Origin of the sequence: Salinivibrio socompensis S35, assembly GCF_000513715.1 — a bacterium.
GTDB lineage: Bacteria > Pseudomonadota > Gammaproteobacteria > Enterobacterales > Vibrionaceae > Salinivibrio > Salinivibrio socompensis.
The window spans coordinates 1-19,005 of sequence record NZ_AQOD01000076.1 but is presented as its reverse complement, the minus strand read 5'-3'; the positions used below and the strand labels follow the sequence as shown (position 1 = coordinate 19,005).

General features: G+C 49.9%; 13 protein-coding genes, 2 tRNA genes and 4 pseudogenes. 16 read left to right on the top strand and 3 right to left on the bottom strand.

Annotated features, from left to right (window positions below; all coding sequences use genetic code 11):
• The first annotated feature begins 2 nt into the window (after positions 1 to 2).
• Positions 3 to 3,229, top strand: a pseudogene (gene carB, locus DZ54_RS20545) (carbamoyl-phosphate synthase large subunit).
• A 57-nt stretch (positions 3,230 to 3,286) separates the two neighbouring features.
• Here the strand turns inward: carB and DZ54_RS25975 are convergent.
• Positions 3,287 to 3,433 (bottom strand): hypothetical protein, encoded by a 147-nt coding sequence (locus DZ54_RS25975; RefSeq protein WP_240473952.1) that lies wholly within the window; start codon positions 3,431 to 3,433, stop codon positions 3,287 to 3,289.
• Between the two features lie 26 nt (positions 3,434 to 3,459).
• On the bottom strand, positions 3,460 to 4,764 hold the full coding sequence (gene dacB, locus DZ54_RS20540) for a D-alanyl-D-alanine carboxypeptidase/D-alanyl-D-alanine endopeptidase (RefSeq protein WP_240473951.1): 1,305 nt from the start codon (positions 4,762 to 4,764) through the stop codon (positions 3,460 to 3,462).
• A gap of 267 nt (positions 4,765 to 5,031) precedes the next feature.
• Here dacB and greA point away from each other — a divergent pair, with 267 nt between their 5' ends.
• A complete protein-coding gene (gene greA, locus DZ54_RS0109500; RefSeq protein ID WP_025673898.1) occupies positions 5,032 to 5,505 on the top strand; it encodes a transcription elongation factor GreA in 474 nt (157 codons plus the stop codon).
• Positions 5,506 to 5,620: 115 nt separating this feature from the next.
• Here the strand turns inward: greA and yhbY are convergent, their stop codons facing one another.
• On the bottom strand, positions 5,621 to 5,917 hold the full coding sequence (gene yhbY, locus DZ54_RS0109495) for a ribosome assembly RNA-binding protein YhbY (RefSeq protein WP_025673897.1): 297 nt from the start codon (positions 5,915 to 5,917) through the stop codon (positions 5,621 to 5,623).
• Positions 5,918 to 6,124: 207 nt separating this feature from the next.
• Here yhbY and rlmE point away from each other — a divergent pair, with 207 nt between their 5' ends.
• The 14 genes and pseudogenes from rlmE to rpsO all read left to right on the top strand — a co-directional run bounded on the left by rlmE (position 6,125) and on the right by rpsO (position 18,841).
• Positions 6,125 to 6,754 carry a 23S rRNA (uridine(2552)-2'-O)-methyltransferase RlmE gene (rlmE, locus tag DZ54_RS0109490; protein ID WP_025673896.1) on the top strand — a complete coding sequence of 210 codons (630 nt, stop codon included), beginning with the start codon at positions 6,125 to 6,127 and terminating at the stop codon, positions 6,752 to 6,754.
• Between the two features lie 51 nt (positions 6,755 to 6,805).
• A complete protein-coding gene (gene ftsH / locus DZ54_RS0109485; RefSeq protein ID WP_025673895.1) occupies positions 6,806 to 8,755 on the top strand; it encodes an ATP-dependent zinc metalloprotease FtsH in 1,950 nt (649 codons plus the stop codon).
• A gap of 62 nt (positions 8,756 to 8,817) precedes the next feature.
• Positions 8,818 to 9,663 carry a dihydropteroate synthase gene (gene folP, locus DZ54_RS0109480; RefSeq protein WP_025673894.1) on the top strand — a complete coding sequence of 282 codons (846 nt, stop codon included), beginning with the start codon at positions 8,818 to 8,820 and terminating at the stop codon, positions 9,661 to 9,663.
• 5 nt (positions 9,664 to 9,668) lie between these two features.
• A pseudogene (glmM, locus tag DZ54_RS20535) lies at positions 9,669 to 11,005 on the top strand (phosphoglucosamine mutase).
• A 176-nt stretch (positions 11,006 to 11,181) separates the two neighbouring features.
• Positions 11,182 to 11,520: a preprotein translocase subunit SecG gene (secG, locus tag DZ54_RS0109470; RefSeq protein ID WP_025673893.1), complete on the top strand. Its 339-nt coding sequence runs from the start codon at positions 11,182 to 11,184 to the stop codon at positions 11,518 to 11,520.
• Between the two features lie 7 nt (positions 11,521 to 11,527).
• Positions 11,528 to 11,614 (top strand) — tRNA-Leu (locus DZ54_RS0109465).
• A 68-nt stretch (positions 11,615 to 11,682) separates the two neighbouring features.
• A tRNA-Met gene (locus tag DZ54_RS0109460) sits at positions 11,683 to 11,759 on the top strand.
• 518 nt (positions 11,760 to 12,277) lie between these two features.
• Entirely contained in the window at positions 12,278 to 12,733 is a 456-nt protein-coding gene (gene rimP / locus DZ54_RS0109455) for a ribosome maturation factor RimP (protein ID WP_021023286.1), read from the top strand.
• 21 nt (positions 12,734 to 12,754) lie between these two features.
• A complete protein-coding gene (nusA, locus tag DZ54_RS0109450; protein ID WP_025673892.1) occupies positions 12,755 to 14,242 on the top strand; it encodes a transcription termination factor NusA in 1,488 nt (495 codons plus the stop codon).
• A 21-nt stretch (positions 14,243 to 14,263) separates the two neighbouring features.
• A pseudogene (locus DZ54_RS27455) lies at positions 14,264 to 14,760 on the top strand (translation initiation factor IF-2 associated domain-containing protein); the annotation flags it as partial.
• Positions 14,761 to 14,831: 71 nt separating this feature from the next.
• A pseudogene (gene infB, locus DZ54_RS20530) lies at positions 14,832 to 16,981 on the top strand (translation initiation factor IF-2); the annotation flags it as partial.
• An 87-nt stretch (positions 16,982 to 17,068) separates the two neighbouring features.
• The gene (rbfA, locus tag DZ54_RS0109440) at positions 17,069 to 17,458 is read left to right on the top strand and encodes a 30S ribosome-binding factor RbfA (protein WP_025673891.1); all 390 of its coding nucleotides are present in this window, start codon (positions 17,069 to 17,071) and stop codon (positions 17,456 to 17,458) included.
• A gap of 3 nt (positions 17,459 to 17,461) precedes the next feature.
• Positions 17,462 to 18,418: a tRNA pseudouridine(55) synthase TruB gene (gene truB / locus DZ54_RS0109435; protein ID WP_025673890.1), complete on the top strand. Its 957-nt coding sequence runs from the start codon at positions 17,462 to 17,464 to the stop codon at positions 18,416 to 18,418.
• Between the two features lie 153 nt (positions 18,419 to 18,571).
• Positions 18,572 to 18,841, top strand: a complete 270-nt coding sequence (gene rpsO, locus DZ54_RS0109430) for a 30S ribosomal protein S15 (RefSeq protein ID WP_025673889.1) — start codon at positions 18,572 to 18,574, stop codon at positions 18,839 to 18,841.
• The last annotated feature ends 164 nt before the right edge of the window (positions 18,842 to 19,005 follow it).

Below are 19,005 nucleotides of genomic sequence, written 5' to 3'. Positions count from 1 at the left end.
GCATGCCAAAACGCACAGACATAAAAAGCATTCTTATCCTGGGCGCAGGCCCGATTGTCATCGGCCAAGCCTGTGAATTTGACTACTCAGGGGCACAAGCGTGTAAAGCGCTACGCGAAGAGGGATACCGGGTTATTCTGGTGAACTCGAACCCAGCGACCATCATGACCGATCCCGAAATGGCCGATGCGACCTATATCGAGCCGATTCAGTGGCAGGTAGTGAAACATATTATCGAGAAAGAGCGTCCCGATGCGGTGTTACCGACCATGGGCGGTCAAACGGGGCTGAATTGCGCACTTGATCTAGAACGCCACGGGGTACTGGCGGAATTCGGCGTAGAGATGATTGGTGCCACCGCAGATGCCATTGATAAAGCGGAAGACCGACACCGTTTTGATGAAGCGATGCGCAGTATTAACCTTGAATGTCCGCGAGCGGGCATTGCCCATAGTATGGATGAGGCACATAAGGTGCTTGATGAAGTGGGCTTTCCTTGTATTATCCGCCCCTCGTTCACCATGGGTGGTACCGGTGGCGGTATCGCCTACAACCAAGAAGAATTTAAAGATATTTGCGAGCGCGGCTTGGATTTGTCGCCAACCAATGAGCTGTTGATTGATGAATCCTTGATTGGTTGGAAAGAATACGAAATGGAAGTGGTGCGGGATAAAAACGATAACTGCATCATCGTCTGCTCGATTGAAAACGTCGATGCGATGGGTGTCCACACTGGGGATTCGATCACGGTCGCGCCGGCTCAAACTCTGACCGATAAAGAATACCAATTGATGCGCAATGCTTCGCTGGCTGTGTTGCGTGAAATCGGTGTCGAAACCGGCGGGTCGAACGTTCAGTTTGGGATTAATCCTACTAACGGACGCATGGTGATCATTGAAATGAACCCGCGTGTATCACGTTCATCGGCCTTAGCATCAAAAGCAACCGGTTTCCCGATTGCTAAAGTGGCGGCCAAATTAGCGGTTGGCTTTACGCTTGATGAGTTGATGAACGATATTACCGGCGGCGCCACGCCAGCATCATTTGAACCGACCATTGATTACGTGGTTACCAAAATCCCACGCTTTAACTTTGAAAAATTTGCCGGCGCTAATGATCGACTCACCACGCAGATGAAATCCGTGGGCGAGGTGATGGCCATTGGTCGTAACCAGCAAGAATCGTTACAGAAAGCATTACGCGGTCTAGAAACCGGCGCGTCTGGTTTTGATGAGAGGGTCAACTTGGATGACGATACCGCATTGACGCGCATTCGCCATGAACTTAAAGAGCCGGGTGCCGAGCGGATTTGGTATGTCGCGGATGCCTTCCGTGCCGGCATGTCGGTCGATGGTGTTTTCAATCTCACCAATATTGATCGCTGGTTCTTGGTGCAAATCGAAGACATTGTCAAACAGGAACAACAGGTACGTGAGCATGGCTTCGCTGGCTTAAATGCCACAGCGCTGCGCCAATTAAAACGTAAAGGTTTTTCCGATGTGCGCTTGGCGAACCTCCTTGGCGTTTCTGAAATTGAAGTACGTAAGTTGCGCGACAAATTCAATATCCATCCGGTCTACAAACGCGTTGATACGTGCGCGGCTGAGTTTTCCTCTGATACGGCATATATGTACTCAAGCTATGACGATGAGTGCGAATCGCAACCAACCGATAAAAAGAAAATTATGGTCATCGGTGGCGGTCCGAACCGAATTGGACAAGGGATCGAGTTCGATTACTGCTGTGTCCATGCGTCGCTGGCGCTGCGCGAAGATGGGTACGAGACCATCATGGTTAACTGTAACCCTGAAACCGTGTCTACCGACTATGATACCTCCGACCGTCTCTACTTTGAGCCGGTAACCTTGGAAGATGTGCTGGCAATTGTGCGGGTGGAAAACCCTGAAGGCGTCATTGTGCAGTATGGTGGACAAACCCCACTAAAATTGGCGCGCGCACTTGAAGCGGCCGGCGTGCCCATCATTGGTACCAGTCCAGATGCGATTGACCGTGCAGAAGATCGCGAACGCTTCCAAGATGCGGTGCAACGTTTAGGCCTTAAGCAACCTCAAAACGCGACAGTCACTGCCTTGGAGCAAGCGGTAGAAAAAGTGAAAGAGATTGGCTATCCCCTGGTGGTGCGCCCTTCTTACGTGCTCGGGGGGCGAGCAATGGAAATCGTCTATGACGAAACCGATTTGCGCCGTTACTTTAATGAAGCCGTGAGTGTCTCACATGAATCTCCTGTCTTACTTGACCACTTCTTAGATGACGCGACCGAAGTGGATATTGATGCCGTATGTGACGGTGATACCGTTGTCATTGGCGGCATTATGGAACACATTGAGCAAGCCGGTGTGCACTCGGGCGATTCGGCGTGCTCACTGCCGGCGTATACGCTTAGCGATGATGTCCAAGATCGGATGCGTGAACAAGTCCGTAAATTGGCTCTGGAGCTTGGCGTGCGCGGCTTGGTGAATACCCAGTTTGCAGTGAAAGATGATGAAATTTATCTGATTGAAGTGAACCCTCGTGCCGCGAGAACCGTCCCATTTGTGTCTAAAGCCACGGGCGTGCCACTGGCGAAAATTGCTGCCCGAGTGATGGCAGGTCAATCACTCGCTGAGCAAGGATTCGTCAAAGAGGTGATTCCACCGTATTACTCGGTGAAAGAGGTGGTGCTTCCGTTTAATAAGTTCCAGGTGTGGATCCTTTGCTGGGGCCAGAAATGCGCTCAACCGGTGAAGTGATGGGCGTGGGTGGATACCTTCGCCGAAGCCTTTGCCAAGGCAGACTTAGCATGCGGTAAAGCCTATAGCGAGAGCGGGCGAGCGTTGTTGTCGGTACGTAATAACGATAAGCAGCGCGTGGTCGATTTAGCGGCGAAACTGCTGAAACTGGGCTTTGAGCTTGATGCCACGCATGGCACCGCCGTTATTCTGGGAGAAGCGGGGATCAATCCGCGCCTTGTAAACAAGGTGCATGAAGGCGCCCGCACATTCTTGACCGGATTAAAAACGGTGAGTACAGCTATATCGTTAATACTACCGAAGGGCGGCAAGCGATTGAAGATTCCAAAGTCTTACGTCGCGGTGCGCTGGCTGCCAAAGTCAATTATACCACGACATTGAATGCGGCCTTTGCCACCTGTATGGCATTAACGGCAGCCGATACGACCAAAGTGAATCCGGTACAATCGCTGCATGCACGAGTACTGACCCAGTCTTAACGCTGATAGCCATAAATACGAGGCCCGCCTTTTTGGCGGGCCTTTTTTATGGACAATTTATGGTTGAGTGCTAGCGAAAGCAGGCACGAGCTGACCGCGGATCAATGCATGATAAAACTCACGTTCAAATTGAGTGATCGGCGCGGGGACATTGTCTGGTAGTGCGTCTTCATCAGGGTGATAATGACTGACCAATTGCACCACAATATGAGCCTGCCCGGTGTCATCTTCTAGTAGCCGGCCAAGTTAAAACTGCCATAAAGCGAGCCGCTCTTGGCTTTTAATCGACCCTTAATCGGTGCGTGTCGGACACTTTGACGATACTTAAGGGTGCCATTGATGCCTGCCGTGGAAAGCATATTAACCAGTCCCAACTCAGGGTGCGTCGATATATAGTGAACAACACTGGCCAGCTGGCGAGCACTTAATCGGTTGTTGCGGGATAAGCCGGAGCCATCCACTAAGATAGCGCTGGATAGGTCGATTCCCTCGTTTTGCAAAATAGCTTTAACTGCCGCAACGCCATTGCGGTAGGATCCCGGTTGCTGAAAATAGCGCCGCCCGAGTGCTTTCAACAGGTTATCAGCAATCAAATTGTCCGAGTCTTTGAGCATGGTCGTCAGCAGTGACGCCAGCGGTTTAGAGTGATGACGGGCAAGTTCACGATGTTGGCTGGGAGCCGGTGCGACCAGGATGTGACCATTGATGCGCACCTTCAGTCGCGCGAGCTCATTAGCCACAACGGCTTTTACATAGGCGGACGGGGTCTGAACCGCAAAATTTAACGGCAGTGGTCTGTCACGGTGGGCAAGGCAACCGGAAAAGTGATACTGATTATCGGCGGTAGCCGTCAAATCGAGCCCGCAGTGGCCTGCTATTTGCTGGTCTTCTGTTACTGCACGGGCGTTGCTGGTCACTGAGATGGGCTGATGACGAGGCACATGAACGCGTGTTAGAGCGTGGTCAGGTTGGCTATATATCGCTCCTTGAACACAATTATGGTCAAGCGTTATTGCGGTCGAAGGTGCGCTGTAACAGACGGCGAGAATATCCCAAGGCCATCCAGGGGCGCGGGGGCGACCGGCGAAAGCTTGGCCGTCAAGATAAACGTTGTTGATGTTATCCAACCCGCGACGTGGTAGCTGGCTAAGCAGTTGGCGAATATCTTGGCGAGTTAACAAAGGATCGCCGTTAAAAATAAGCGCGATGTCATCACCTGCTTGCACCAGTCGCGTTGAGAAACGAAAGGTACTGGGTAAATACAAGCGTGCGGCGAGTCCTGTCAGTAGCTTTTGCGTGCTTGCAGGGGGAAGGAGCGCATCGACTTGCTGACTAAGCTGTGGTTGCGTGTGTTGGGTATCACTGACCCACAATGCCGCCTGACTACCTTTGGGCAATAAAGGAGTTAGCTGTTCAATCGTCAACTGATTCGACGCATTGGCTAGCGGCGTTATTAACAATACGCGAAGCGCTAGGCAGAGAATAAGCGCTAGACGGAGAATACGTGCGAGACAGTGAGAGAGAGCGGGAAACATGAGATAGATCCTTTGTATGATCGCATGGCGTTTATCCTACCCTGTCCAGCCTTGAAGACAAGACGCACACATAACCTGATGCGCTAGCCTGCTGGACAATCACCGATTGGTCGGCCACGCTATTGCCCGATTAGAGATGATTTTGCGCCAATTCTTGTTTACAATCGAAAAAAAGCGTTGAATTCCGCCGCGGCCAAATTTTTGTTTGGGCGTGGCTTTGTTTTGCCAAAATCCCTTTGCTGTGGATTGAAAGAGGTAATGTTATTTATGGATAAAGTGCCAATGACCGTACGCGGCGAGCAGCTGCTACGCGAAGAGCTGGACAAGTTGACCAAGCGTCGCCCAGAGATCTCTAACGCCATTGCAGAGGCGCGTGAGCTGGGTGATTTAAAAGAAAACGCGGAATATCACGCTGCGCGAGAAGAACAGGGGATTTGTGAAGCGCAAATTCGGGATATCGAATATAAGTTATCGGTTGCGCAAGTGATTGATGTCACCAAAATGCCGAATAACGGCAAAGTGATTTTTGGTGCCACCGTGACCGTGATTGATGTTAATACCGACGAAGAACTGACCTACCGTATCGTGGGTGATGATGAAGCGGACATTAAAGCCAACCTGATTTCAGTGAACTCACCGATTGCCCGAGGTCTCATTGGCAAAGAAGAAGGTGACGAAGTGGGCATCACAACGCCGGGTGGCGTGAAAGAATTTGAGATTGGTAGCGTCGATTACGTTTAAGTAAAGTGTTACCAGATGTAACTTTTCGCTGGTTTTTCAACAGTAAAAAGGCCGCTATGCGGCCTTTTTTGTTATGCTTCAACGCGAGCGCGAAGAATAATGGATACTATATGTGCTATTTGCGTGGTAACTCTATTTTTCGTGCTTCGCTTTGACGGTAGATCACCAGCGTTTTACCGATAACCTGCACGTTTTCGGCACCTGTTTCACGAATGATGGCGTCGACAATCAGGTTTTTGGTCTCGCGGTCTTCTGATGCGACTTTCACTTTGATCAACTCATGATGGTCAAGCGCAAGTTCAATTTCAGCGACCACGGCTTCGGTTAAGCCATTGGCGCCCATTAAGACTACAGGCTTAAGCTGGTGAGCCAGTCCTTTGAGATACTGTTTTTGTTTGGTGCTGAGTTTCATGTTGGCTCGATTTCTATTTGCTAGGGGTTGAAAACATGCCATTCTAACGCCATCTCACCACAAACTGAAACAGTATAAAGACGCTCCATGGCAACCAAATTATCGAGATAGCGGCTTTTAAGCTACTTTTGATAATAACATTTAATGCACAATCGCTTGAATTTTATGACAATGCGTTGCCAACAATAGGGCTTGGTTAGGAACAACATGGCGAACAAAAAGCATTCAGCGAGCTCAGGACGTTGGCTGAAAGAACATTTTGACGATAAGTATGTGCACGAGGCGCAAAAAAAAGGCTATCGCTCACGCGCGATCTTTAAACTAGAGGAAATCCAGCAAAAAGATCATCTCTTAAAACCAGGAATGACGGTGGTCGATTTAGGGGCTGCGCCCGGTGGCTGGTCTCAGTATGCCGCGACGCAAGTCGGGGATGATGGCCGAGTGATCGCGTGTGATATCTTGCCCATGGATTCTATGCCAGGGGTCAGCTTTCTTCAGGGCGATTTTCGTGAACAAACTGTTCTCGATGCGCTCCTTGAGCGTATCCAACCGAACATGGTTGACGTGGTGATGTCTGACATGGCCCCGAACATGAGTGGTAACCAGGCCGCTGACCAGCCACGTGCAATGTATTTGGTTGAATTAGCGCTGGAGATGTGTCGCGAAGTGTTAGGCCCTAAAGGCTGCTTCGTGGTAAAAGTATTTCAAGGCGAAGGCTTTGATCAGTATCTGGCTGAAGTACGTAAAATGTTCACAGCGGTCAAAATTAGAAAACCCGACTCATCCCGCGCACGGTCGCGAGAGGTCTACATTGTGGCTACAGGTTATAAACTGTAGTACCCTTACATTTATCTATCTCAGTTATGCGAGGCTAACACCTTGAGTGACATGGCAAAAAACTTGATTCTGTGGCTGGTTATCGCCGTTGTCTTAATGTCTGTGTTCCAAAGTTTTGGACCAGGTGACAGCGCCGGTCGTCAAGTCGACTACACCTCTTTCGTACGCGAAATCGGCAACGATCAAATACAGGAAGTAAAATTTGACGATCGCAAGCTGAGTGTCACCCGACGTGACGGCTCAAATTATGTCACTTACATGCCAGTGATGAACGATCCAAAGTTGTTAGATGATTTGCTTAACAAAAATGTAAGCGTCAAAGGGACACCACCGGAAGAGCCAAGCATGTTGGCGTCTATCTTCATTTCTTGGTTCCCGATGCTATTGCTGATTGGGGTATGGATATTCTTCATGCGTCAGATGCAAGGCGGTGGCGGCAAAGGTGCGATGTCATTTGGGAAATCGAAAGCCAAAATGATGAGCGAAGAGCAGGTTAAAACATCCTTCTCCGATGTGGCCGGCTGCGACGAAGCCAAAGAAGACGTCAAAGAGCTGGTGGATTACCTGCGCGACCCAAGCCGCTTCCAAAAACTGGGCGGTAAAATTCCAACCGGTGTGTTGCTGGTGGGCCCGCCGGGTACGGGTAAAACCTTACTAGCGAAGGCAATTGCCGGCGAAGCCAAAGTGCCTTTCTTTACAATCTCCGGTTCTGACTTCGTCGAAATGTTCGTCGGTGTCGGCGCATCACGTGTTCGTGATATGTTCGAGCAGGCGAAGAAAGCAGCGCCATGTATCATATTTATTGATGAAATCGATGCCGTTGGTCGCCAACGTGGTGCAGGTTTAGGCGGCGGTCACGATGAGCGTGAGCAAACCCTTAACCAAATGCTAGTTGAAATGGACGGCTTTGAAGGCAATGAAGGCGTGATCGTCATTGCAGCGACCAACCGTCCTGACGTTCTCGACCCTGCATTACTGCGTCCTGGTCGTTTTGACCGCCAAGTGGTTGTGAGCTTGCCTGACGTCCGTGGCCGTGAGCACATTTTAAAAGTGCACATGCGTAAAGTCCCACTGGGTAATGATGTCGATGCGTCATTGATCGCACGAGGCACTCCAGGGTTCTCGGGGGCTGATCTAGCCAACTTGGTCAACGAAGCAGCATTGTTCTCGGCGCGTGGCAATAAGCGTGTGGTCTCTATGGTCGAGTTTGAACTGGCGAAAGATAAAATCATGATGGGTGCAGAGCGCCGCTCAATGGTGATGTCAGAAGAAATCAAAGAGTCGACTGCATACCACGAAGCAGGTCACGCCATAGTCGGGCGTTTGGTGCCTGAACATGATCCTGTCTACAAGGTATCAATTATCCCACGTGGACGCGCGCTCGGTGTGACCATGTACCTGCCCGAGCAGGACCGCATTAGTATGTCGCGTCAGCATCTGAATTCGATGATCTCAAGCCTTTATGGCGGTCGCTTAGCGGAAGAGCTGATTTACGGGAAAGACAAAGTCTCGACCGGGGCATCCAATGATATTGAGCGCGCAACCGAAATTGCACGTAAAATGGTCACGCAATGGGGCTTTTCAGAAAAACTGGGTCCATTACTCTATGCGGAAGAGGAAGGCGAAGTTTTCCTAGGCCGTTCAATGGCACAGACCAAGCATATTTCGGACGAAACGGCGCGCTTGATTGATGGAGAAATCCGCCAAATTATCGACAGCAACTACGAACGTGCAAAACAAATCTTGGAAGACAACCTCGATATTATGCATACGATGAAAGATGCGTTGATGAAATACGAGACCATTGATGCGGCACAAATCGATGACTTGATGGCCCGTCGCGATGTTCGCGAGCCGGCTGGTTGGGAAGGCGGTGATGGGGGATCTTCATCCGATGACACGCCCAAAAAACCCGATGAATCCACGACGGAAGCATCCGATGATCAGCCAGACGATAAAAAGCAGAAGCCGTTAGATTCAGACAGCCAATCTGAAGCGTAAACCAACAGTAATACAAACCCCGATACGTCGGGGTTTTTTTGATCGTGCTTGGAAGTAAACGCATGGAAATAACACATCAGAGCAAAACCCTTTCTCTTAAAAGCCCAGTTGTTATGGGGATCCTCAATGTTACGCCTGACTCTTTCTCCGATGGCGGGGCGTTTCAACAGCAAAGCAAAGCTGTTGAACGAGCTATGCAGATGTTGGCCGATGGCGCCACGATTATCGATATTGGGGGGGAATCGACCCGTCCTGGCGCCGCCGATGTAGCAGAGCAAGACGAGATTAATCGGGTGGTGCCCGTGATTAGCGCCATTCGCGAGCGATCGGATTGTTGGATATCGATTGATACCAGCAAGGCGGGGGTTATGCGCGCTGCGGTCGAAGCCGGCGCTAATCTGATCAATGATGTTCGCGCCCTCAGAGAGCCAGATGCATTGGAAACCGCCGCTGACCTGCAGGTGCCCGTATGTATTATGCACATGCAGGGCCAGCCGCGAACCATGCAAGCGGCGCCAGACTATACCGATGTTATCCAAGACGTAAGCCAATTTTTAAGCCAGCGGTTGGATGTTTGTCTTGACGCGGGAATAGTCAGGAAAAATATTATTTTGGATCCAGGCTATGGATTTGGTAAAAGCCTCGCTCACAACTATCAGTTGCTGGCACAGTTAGGCTATTTTCATCAGTTTGGTTTACCGATCCTGGTTGGGATGTCACGCAAATCCATGATTTATAAAGCACTCGATAAAACACCTCAGGATGTTTTAGGCGGTAGCATCGCCTGCGCGACCTTGGCGGCAGTGAAAGGTGCACAGATTATCCGTGTTCACGATGTTAAAGAGACTGCCGATGCACTCAAGATCGTGGCGTTGACGATGCAAGAGAATGATAAACCGGGAGAATAAAAACAATGACAGAACGTAAATACTTTGGCACAGATGGCGTGCGCGGTAGGGTCGGTGAATTTCCGATCACACCAGAATTTATGCTTAAACTAGGCTGGGCAGCAGGGCGCGTCTTATCTCAACAAGGCACACGTAAGGTATTAATTGGTAAAGATACACGGATATCAGGCTATATGCTTGAGTCTGCGCTTGAATCGGGTTTATCCGCAGCCGGTTTGGAAGCCGCTTTCACTGGTCCCATGCCAACCCCGGCGATTGCGTATCTGACGCAAACGTTTCGTGCTGAAGCAGGGATCGTTATTTCTGCCTCGCACAACCCGCATTACGACAATGGCATTAAATTCTTTTCCTCAGAAGGGACCAAACTCCCCGATGACGTCGAGCTTGCCATTGAAGCGGAATTTGAAAAAACACTGACCTGTGTCGAGTCCGCCGAATTAGGCAAAGCCAGTCGAATCAACGATGCAGCTGGGCGTTACATTGAATTCTGTAAAGGGACATTCCCCAGTGCACTGAGCCTGAGTGGCTTGAAAATTATACTCGATTGCGCCCACGGTGCGACGTACCACATCGCTCCCTCTGTATTCCGTGAATTAGGTGCAGATGTGCTGACCATTGGCTGTACGCCAAACGGCACTAACATCAATGATGAAGTGGGGGCAACCGATGTGCGGGCACTGCAGCAACGTGTATTAGAAGAAAAGGCAGATCTTGGGATCGCCTTTGATGGTGACGGTGATCGCGTGATCATGGTTGACCACCTTGGCAATAAAATCGATGGCGACCAAATTGCCTACATCATCGCGCGCGAAAGTTTACGCCGTGGTGAGCTGAAAGGCGGTGTTGTCGGTACCTAATGAGCAATATGGGCATGGAATTGGCGCTACAATCACTCGGGATCCCGTTCGCGCGTGCTAAAGTCGGTGATCGCTATGTGATGGAACTGCTGCAAGAGAAAGGCTGGCGAATTGGGGCGGAAAACTCAGGCCATGTCATTGTTTTGGATAAAGTCACCACCGGAGATGGCATTGTGGCTGCGTTGCAAGTGCTGGCCAGCGTCGCGGCAACCGGAATGGATTTAAAAGCCTTAAGCGATGGCATGACGCTATTGCCACAAGTGTTAGAGAACGTACGCTTTAGCGGCAGTGTCGATCCACTTCAAAGCGAGCCCGTACTGGCCGCCAAAGATAAGGTGGAGAACAAGCTGGGTGAGCAAGGACGTGTGTTGCTGCGTAAATCAGGCACTGAGCCTTTGATTCGGGTGATGGTGGAAGGTCCTGATGCCGAGACGGTTAACGCCTACGCACTGGAAATCGCAGAAGCCGTGAAAGCGAACTGTTAATAATAAGTAGCGGGTGGTCATAGATTGCGCAAACGACGTCGAAATCAAGGTTTTTTGTAATTTTCTCTTGTTTCGTCACCGCGCTTTCGCTAGTATTCACCCGCTCCCAAAAAAGGGGGCTGCGCTGGCTGAGAAGTAACACTGCCGGCTCAACAACCTGGAGCATAGGTGGAACCATGTACGAAATTCTACTTGTGATTTATCTGTTGGCCGCAATCGGTGTTATTGGCCTGGTTCTGGTTCAGCAAGGTAAAGGCGCAGATATGGGAGCCTCATTCGGGGCTGGAGCATCAAACACAGTATTTGGCTCTGGCGGCTCTGGAAACTTTTTAACCCGAATGACAACCGGTTTTGCAATTGCGTTTTTCGCATTGAGTCTTGTGCTTGGTAATTTGACAGCGCATGACCCGAAAGCAAAAAGCGGTTTTGAAGATTTAAGCGAGCCTGCTGTACAACAGCAAGCGGCGCCAAAAGAGGACCAAATTCCTGTTGATAACAGTGAAATTCCTCAGTAAGAATTTAGCCGAGGTGGTGGAATTGGTAGACACGCTATCTTGAGGGGGTAGTGCCTGTATGGGCGTGCGGGTTCAAGTCCCGCTCTCGGCACCAAGCAAGTTAGCAAAGGGCAATCACTTGCACCTTTGTAGAAAAAGGCGATATAATCATCGCCAATCGGACGCGGGATGGAGCAGTTTGGTAGCTCGTCGGGCTCATAACCCGAAGGTCGGCGGTTCAAATCCGTCTCCCGCAACCAATTTTAGGTTGGTGAAGCGAAATGTTAAGTTGAATTTAATCAACATGACCTCCGGTCGTCGCAGTTGCACGGCGCGATAAAATCCGCTTCCCGCAACCATTTTAGGTTGATGAAGCGAAATATCAGGTTGAATTTAATCAACACGACCTCCGGTCGGCGCCGTTGCACGGCGCGATAAAATCCGCTTCCCACAACCAAATTTAAGTTTGTTGTTTAAATAACGGCTAAACTGAATAACGCGTCAGCGTTTCTTACAAAAGCCACGCTGAACGGGCTAGCCACGAGCTAGCCTTTTTGCCCTCGGGGCAGCACGAAGCGGACCAATAAGCCTTTGTGTAGAGAGTTACTCTCTCGTTATTGCTGCGATGATTCCGACACCAGTGATAACGGCTACACCCCGGTGTGGCATCAGGGTCCAGTTACATTAAACCCCGAACTTCGGGGTTTTTTGTTATCTGAAGAAGACCATTCGGATAGTAACTGGGCTTTTAAGCCTTTTTTTATTTCTGGGGTTTGGAATGACAGGATTAGAGAAACAATTGGCTGAACTTTTGACCGCGCCTGTAGAGGCGTTGGACTATGAGTTGGTTGGGCTTGAATTTGTTCGAGCAGGCCAGCATTCAACGCTGCGTATCTTTATTGACCATGAAAATGGTATCACTGTGGACGACTGTGCCGATGTGAGCCGTCAAGTGAGCGCGGTAATGGATGTGGAAGACCCAATTACAGTGGCGTACAACCTGGAAGTATCATCTCCAGGTGTCGATCGCCCACTGTTCACCGCTGATCACTATCAGCAATTCATCGGGCATGAAGTGAACATCGTGCTGAAAATGGCTATGCAAAACCGCCGTAAGTGGAAAGGAGAAATCCTTTCTGTCGATGGCGATACCATCACGGTTCGCGTGGACGGCCAAGATGAGGCGTTTGCCTTGAGTAACATCGCCAAAGCAAACCTGGTTCCTTCATTTTAAGAGTAAATGAGGCATTAGTAGATGAATAAAGAAATCTTGGCTGTTGTCGAAGCGGTTTCAAACGAAAAAGCCGTTCCGCGTGAGCGTATTTTCGAAGCACTGGAAACCGCGCTGGCAACGGCAACCAAAAAGAAGTACGAAGCCGAAATTGATGTGCGCGTCGCCATTGATCGTAAATCCGGTGAATTTGACACCTTCCGCCGTTGGCTTGTCGTTGATGAAGTCACTCAGCCAACGCGTGAAATTACGTTGGAAGCGGCTCAATATGATGATGAAACCCTCGAATTAGGCGGATTTGTTGAAGACCAGATTGAATCGGTTGTCTTTGATCGCATTACCACCCAAACCGCAAAGCAAGTGATCGTACAAAAAGTGCGTGAAGCTGAACGTGCACAAGTGGTTGAGCAGTTCATGGACAACGAAGGTGAGCTTGTTACCGGTGTGGTCAAAAAAGTCAATCGTGATGTTATCATTGTTGACTTAGGAAACAACGCGGAAGCGGTTATCCAACGTGATGATCAACTGCCCCGTGAAAATTTCCGTCCTGGCGACCGCGTTCGTGGCCTGTTGTATGCTGTGCGCCCTGAAGCGCGAGGCTTCCAACTGTTCATGACGCGCTCAAAGCCAGAAATGCTCAGTGAACTGTTCCGCATCGAAGTGCCAGAAATTGGCGAAGAGATGATTGAACTGATGGGCGCTGCACGCGATCCTGCTTCACGCGCTAAAATTGCAGTAAAAACCAACGATAAGCGTATCGACCCCGTCGGCGCTTGTGTGGGGATGCGTGGTGCACGCGTGCAAGCGGTGTCAACCGAGCTGGGTGGCGAGCGTATTGATATTGTGCTTTGGGACGACAACCCTGCGCAGTTTGTGATCAATGCCATGGCGCCTGCAGACGTAGCCTCTATCATCGTCGATGAAGATACCCACTCCATGGATGTTGCTGTCGAGGCTGATAACTTGGCACAAGCCATTGGTCGAAATGGACAAAATATACGTTTGGCCTCTCAACTGACCGGTTGGGAACTCAACGTGATGACGGTTGAAGACCTACAGACAAAACACCAAGAAGAAGCACAAGCATCGTTAGGGCTGTTTGTTAAATATCTCGATCTTGACGAAGACTTTGCACAAACCTTGGTGGAAGAAGGCTTCACCACCCTTGAAGAAGTGGCCTATGTGCCAACCAGCGAAATGCTCGAAATCGACGGCTTAGACGAAGATACTGTCGACATTTTGCGCGCACGTGCGAAAGAGGCGTTGACCACCATCGCACTCGCACAAGAAGAATCGCTGGGAGACGCTGAGCCTGCCGACGATCTGCTGGCATTAGATGGCCTTTCTCGTGAAATGGCCTTTAAACTGGCCGCGAAAGACGTGAAGACGCTAGAAGATCTCGCCGATCAAGGTACTGACGATTTGTTAGATATTGATGGATTGGACGAAACCAGTGCGGGCGAGCTTATTATGGCAGCGCGTAATATCTGCTGGTTCAGCGACGAAGCGTAAAGACGGCAAAGGAGGAGCATAATGTCAGAGGTTACAGTACAGACACTGGCGAAGGAAATTGATACGCCGGTTGATCGTCTGCTGAAGCAGTTTCAAGAAGCGGGTATGCAAAAGTCGGCGGACGATCAGGTAAGCCAAGATGAAAAACAAGCTTTGTTGACGCACTTAAAGCGAGAGCATGGTGATAATGGCAATGCTCCGACGCGTCTGACGCTTCAGCGCAAGAAACGTAGCACGCTGAGCGTGTCAGGAGCTGGCGGAAAAAACAAAGATGTCCAAGTTGAAGTGCGTAAAAAACGCACTTATGTGAAGCGTAGCGACCTTGAAGAGCAGAAGTCAGCGCAAGAAGCGGAAGAGCAAGCAAAACGCGAAGCCGAAGAAAAAGCGACGTCTAGAAGCAGAAGAGCAAGCAAAACGCGAAGCAGAAGAAAAAGCGAAACGTGAGGCCGAAGAAAAAGCCAAGCGTGAAGCACAAGAGATAGCCAAGCGCGAAGCTGAAGAAAAAGCTAAGCGTGAAGCCAAGCCGCAAGCGCAACCAAAATCTGAGCAGCCTGAAGACGACGCAGCGGATACTGCTGCCACTCGTGCTGCTGATGCGCAAGCGAAGAAAGAAGCTGATGAACTTAAGCGTCGCCAGGAAGAGGAAGCCAAGCGTAAAGCTGAAGAAGAAAGTCAGCAGCAGTTAGAAGAGGCACGCAAAATGGCAGAAGCAAACCAAGAGCGCTGGTCCGATCAAGACAAAGCGCTAAGTACCATGGAGGCGGCTGACCACCATACGGTTACCTCCGAATATGCCCGCGAAGCGGAAGACGAAGCGGATCGCCGCGACGAAACTGCCGCCCCGCGTCGTAAGAAAAAGAAAAAAGCCACCGCAGCAGAAGATAAAACCACCCGAGGCCGTCGTGGCAAAGGTGGTAAAGGCAAAGGCCGTATGGCTAAGCCATCTTCCATGCAGCATGGCTTTAAAAAACCTGCACAGAAAGTAAACCGTGAAGTGGAGGTCGGCGAAACCATTACGGTTGCTGAGCTCGCGAATAAGATGGCAGTGAAAGGTGCAGAAGTCATTAAAACCATGATGAAAATGGGCGCAATGGCAACCATCAATCAGGTGATTGACCAAGAAACCGCACAGCTTGTCGCGGAAGAAATGGGCCACAAAGTTATCCTGCGTAAAGAGAATGAGCTGGAAGAAGCGGTACTCTCTGATCGTGATAACGATGCACCTGTCGCACCGCGAGCACCGGTTGTGACCATCATGGGTCACGTTGACCACGGTAAAACATCGTTGCTCGACTACATCCGTAAAGCTCACGTTGCTACGGGTGAAGCCGGCGGTATTACCCAGCATATCGGTGCCTACCATGTAGAAACTGATAACGGCATGATCACCTTCTTGGATACACCAGGACACGCGGCGTTTACCGCAATGCGTGCACGTGGTGCCGGTGCGACGGATATTGTTGTGTTGGTGGTTGCAGCCGATGATGGTGTAATGCCACAAACCAAAGAAGCCATTCAACACGCCAAAGCAGCCGGTGTCCCTTTGATTGTTGCCGTCAACAAGATGGACAAAGAAGGTGCCAACCCTGATAGCGTCAAGAACGAACTGGCGCAGTATGATGTTATCCCAGAAGAGTGGGGCGGTGAGAACATCTTCGTTCACGTCTCGGCGATCAAAGGCGAAAACATCGACGGACTACTTGAATCTATCTTGCTGCAATCAGAAGTCCTTGAGCTGAAAGCGGTTGAGAAAGGTATGGCGCGCGGTGTTGTGTTGAGTCTCGTCTTGATAAAGGCCGTGGCCCGGTTGCGACTGTCTTGGTCCAAGAAGGAACCTTGAATAAAGGTGATGTTGTTCTGTGTGGTCTTGAATACGGTCGTGTTCGTGCCATGCGTGATGAGAACGGTCAAGACATCGAACACGCTGGCCCATCGATTCCGGTTGAGATCTTAGGTCTGTCAGGTGTGCCTGCAGCTGGTGATGAAGCCACGGTTGTCCGTGATGAGAAGAAAGCCCGTGAAGTGGCACTCTATCGTCAAGGCAAATTCCGTGATGTGAAACTGGCGCGTCAGCAAAAAGCCAAATTGGAAAACATGTTCTCCAATATGGAAGAAGGCGAAGTCTCTGAGCTGAACATCGTTCTTAAAGCTGACGTACAAGGCTCGATAGAAGCGATTGCCGATTCACTGGTGAAATTGTCGACTGACGAAGTCAAAGTGAAGATCGTGGGCTCAGGCGTTGGCGGTATTACTGAAACCGACGCAGTACTCGCAGCGGCATCCAATGCGATTATCTGTGGCTTTAACGTGCGTGCAGACGCCACCGCGCGTAAGACCATCGAGAATGAAAGCTTAGATCTGCGCTATTATTCTGTTATCTACACCATGATTGATGAAGTGAAACAAGCGATGAGCGGTATGCTTGCGCCTGAGTTCAGACAAGAAATCATTGGTCTTGCAGAAGTACGCGATGTCTTTAAGTCACCAAAACTGGGCGCAATTGCTGGTTGTCAGGTGTCTGAAGGCTTAATCAAGCGTAACAACCCAATTCGTGTGCTACGTGAAAACGTGGTTATTTATGAAGGGGAGTTGGAATCACTGCGTCGCTTCAAAGATGATGTCAACGAAGTGAAGAAAGGCTATGAATGTGGTATTGGCGTGAAGAACTACAATGATGTTCGCGTTGGTGACCAAATCGAAGTCTTCGAAACGGTTGAAATTCAGCGCTCAATTGACTAATTAAGCCTGTAAAAACAACCAGGTCGTTTGGATACACCGTGGGGGGAGGCGCATGCGCTTACCCCCATTTTGTTGAGAGAAAAGAAAATGGGTAAAGATTTTAGCCGGACTGACCGTGTCGGCCATCAGTTACAAAAAGAAATTGCACTGATTCTGCAGCGTGAAATTAAAGATCCGCGTATTGGTATGGTGACCGTCTCTGACGTCCAGATCTCGCGTGATCTTGCCTATGCCAAAGTCTTCGTCACGTTTTTGACCGTTGATGAACAAGCGCCAACCGAAAGTCTGAAAGCACTGAACGAAGCGAGTGGTTACATTCGCTCTCTTGTGGGTAAGGCGATTCGTTTGCGTATTACGCCAGAGCTGACTTTTGTCTTTGATGAGTCGCTGACTGAAGGTATTCGTATCTCGAATTTGGTGAGCAAAGCGGTGCGTAGTGATAATGAGCGCCGTGATGATGATAACGGTGAGGAGTAAAAGATGGCGCGTCGTCAACGTCGTCGAGGACGTCCAGTAGATGGGATTATCCTACTCGATAAACCTACGGGATTAACCTCTAATGATGCGCTGCAAAAAGTAAAGCGCATTTTCTTTGCAGAAAAAGCGGGACACACTGGCGCACTTGATCCGCTTGCTACGGGCATGTTGCCAATTTGTCTAGGTGAAGCAACCAAATTCTCTCAGTTTTTACTCGAGGCAGATAAGCGATATCGAGTAATCGCAAAACTGGGCCAGCGCACCAATACCTCTGATGCCGATGGTGAAGTGGTAGAAACCCGCGATGTGAAAGTGAACTTAGGATTACTGGAACGCTGTATTGCTAAGTTCCGAGGTGAAACTCAGCAGATCCCATCAATGTTCTCCGCGCTGAAATATCAAGGCAAGCCTTTGTATGAATATGCGCGTCAAGGCATTGAAGTGCCACGTGAAGCGCGTACGATTCATGTACATCAAATTGAATTGTTGCGCTTTGAAGGTGATGAGATTGAGATGGAAGTGCATTGCTCCAAAGGCACCTACATTCGCACTATCGTCGACGATTTGGGTGAAATGCTTGGTTGCGGTGCACACGTCACCGCGCTGCGTCGTACGGGGGTTTCTGGCTATCCGACGCGCCAGATGGTGACATTGGAGCAGCTCGAGAGCTTGTTGAATGAAGCCAGAGAACAAGAGATCCAACCCAAGCAGTTGCTGGATCCTTTGTTATTGCCACTCGATACCGCAGTGCAAGATTTGCGTGAAATCAACTTGTTGCCGGTGATGGCCAGCTATGCCTTACAAGGGCAAGCGGTGCAAGTGCCAAATGCACCGACTAGTGGCTTTGTTCGCTTAACCGCGGGCGATGAACGCCACTTTATTGGGGTGGGTGAAATTGACGCCGATGGCCTGGTTGCGCCCCGTCGTTTAGTGGCGAGCCGTCAGCCAGACGATCGCTAAAAAACACGATGTCCTTTGCGCGTGTTTAATGGAAAAAGCGGCGTGGATAGATTGCTACCTTAGACGAAAGTCAGTAGAATACGCGCCTTCGGGCACCGGCTGAATCAGAGATTGGCTGGTGCATGATAATCACACTCTTATTAGGAGAGCATTATGTCTCTGACTGCAGAAGCAAAAGCACAAATCGTTGCTGATTTTGGTAAAACCGAGAACGATACGGGTTCGCCAGAAGTTCAAATCGCCCTTTTGACCGCATCAATCAACGATCTGCAATCGCACTTCGCTGAGCACAAAGGTGACCACCACAGCCGCCGTGGCCTGCTACGCATGGTTTCACGTCGTCGTAAGCTACTGGATTACCTGAAAAAGAACAGTGTTGACCGCTACTTGGACGTTATCAAGCGTCTAGGCATCCGTCGCTAAGATTCTGGAGAAAAGGGAGCTCAGGCTCCCTTTTCTTTTGCTTATTATTTCTGGTTTTCTATAATTTCCCTCGTATTCTCCCATTCCCACCTACTTCACTATAAATATCAGCCTTACAGTAAAGCGTCCTTTTAAGCGGACACCACAATAATCTCAATTATAAA

Bases quoted from the DNA above. Each gene is read 5' to 3' on its own strand.
- dacB (WP_240473951.1), bottom strand. From the start codon at position 4,764: ATGTTTCCCGCTCTCTCTCACTGTCTCGCACGTATTCTCCGTCTAGCG.
- greA (WP_025673898.1), top strand. From the start codon at position 5,032: ATGGATAAAGTGCCAATGACCGTACGCGGCGAGCAGCTGCTACGCGAA.
- yhbY (WP_025673897.1), bottom strand. From the start codon at position 5,917: ATGAAACTCAGCACCAAACAAAAACAGTATCTCAAAGGACTGGCTCAC.
- rlmE (WP_025673896.1), top strand. From the start codon at position 6,125: ATGGCGAACAAAAAGCATTCAGCGAGCTCAGGACGTTGGCTGAAAGAA.
- ftsH (WP_025673895.1), top strand. From the start codon at position 6,806: ATGGCAAAAAACTTGATTCTGTGGCTGGTTATCGCCGTTGTCTTAATG.
- folP (WP_025673894.1), top strand. From the start codon at position 8,818: ATGGAAATAACACATCAGAGCAAAACCCTTTCTCTTAAAAGCCCAGTT.
- secG (WP_025673893.1), top strand. From the start codon at position 11,182: ATGTACGAAATTCTACTTGTGATTTATCTGTTGGCCGCAATCGGTGTT.
- rimP (WP_021023286.1), top strand. From the start codon at position 12,278: ATGACAGGATTAGAGAAACAATTGGCTGAACTTTTGACCGCGCCTGTA.
- nusA (WP_025673892.1), top strand. From the start codon at position 12,755: ATGAATAAAGAAATCTTGGCTGTTGTCGAAGCGGTTTCAAACGAAAAA.
- rbfA (WP_025673891.1), top strand. From the start codon at position 17,069: ATGGGTAAAGATTTTAGCCGGACTGACCGTGTCGGCCATCAGTTACAA.
- truB (WP_025673890.1), top strand. From the start codon at position 17,462: ATGGCGCGTCGTCAACGTCGTCGAGGACGTCCAGTAGATGGGATTATC.
- rpsO (WP_025673889.1), top strand. From the start codon at position 18,572: ATGTCTCTGACTGCAGAAGCAAAAGCACAAATCGTTGCTGATTTTGGT.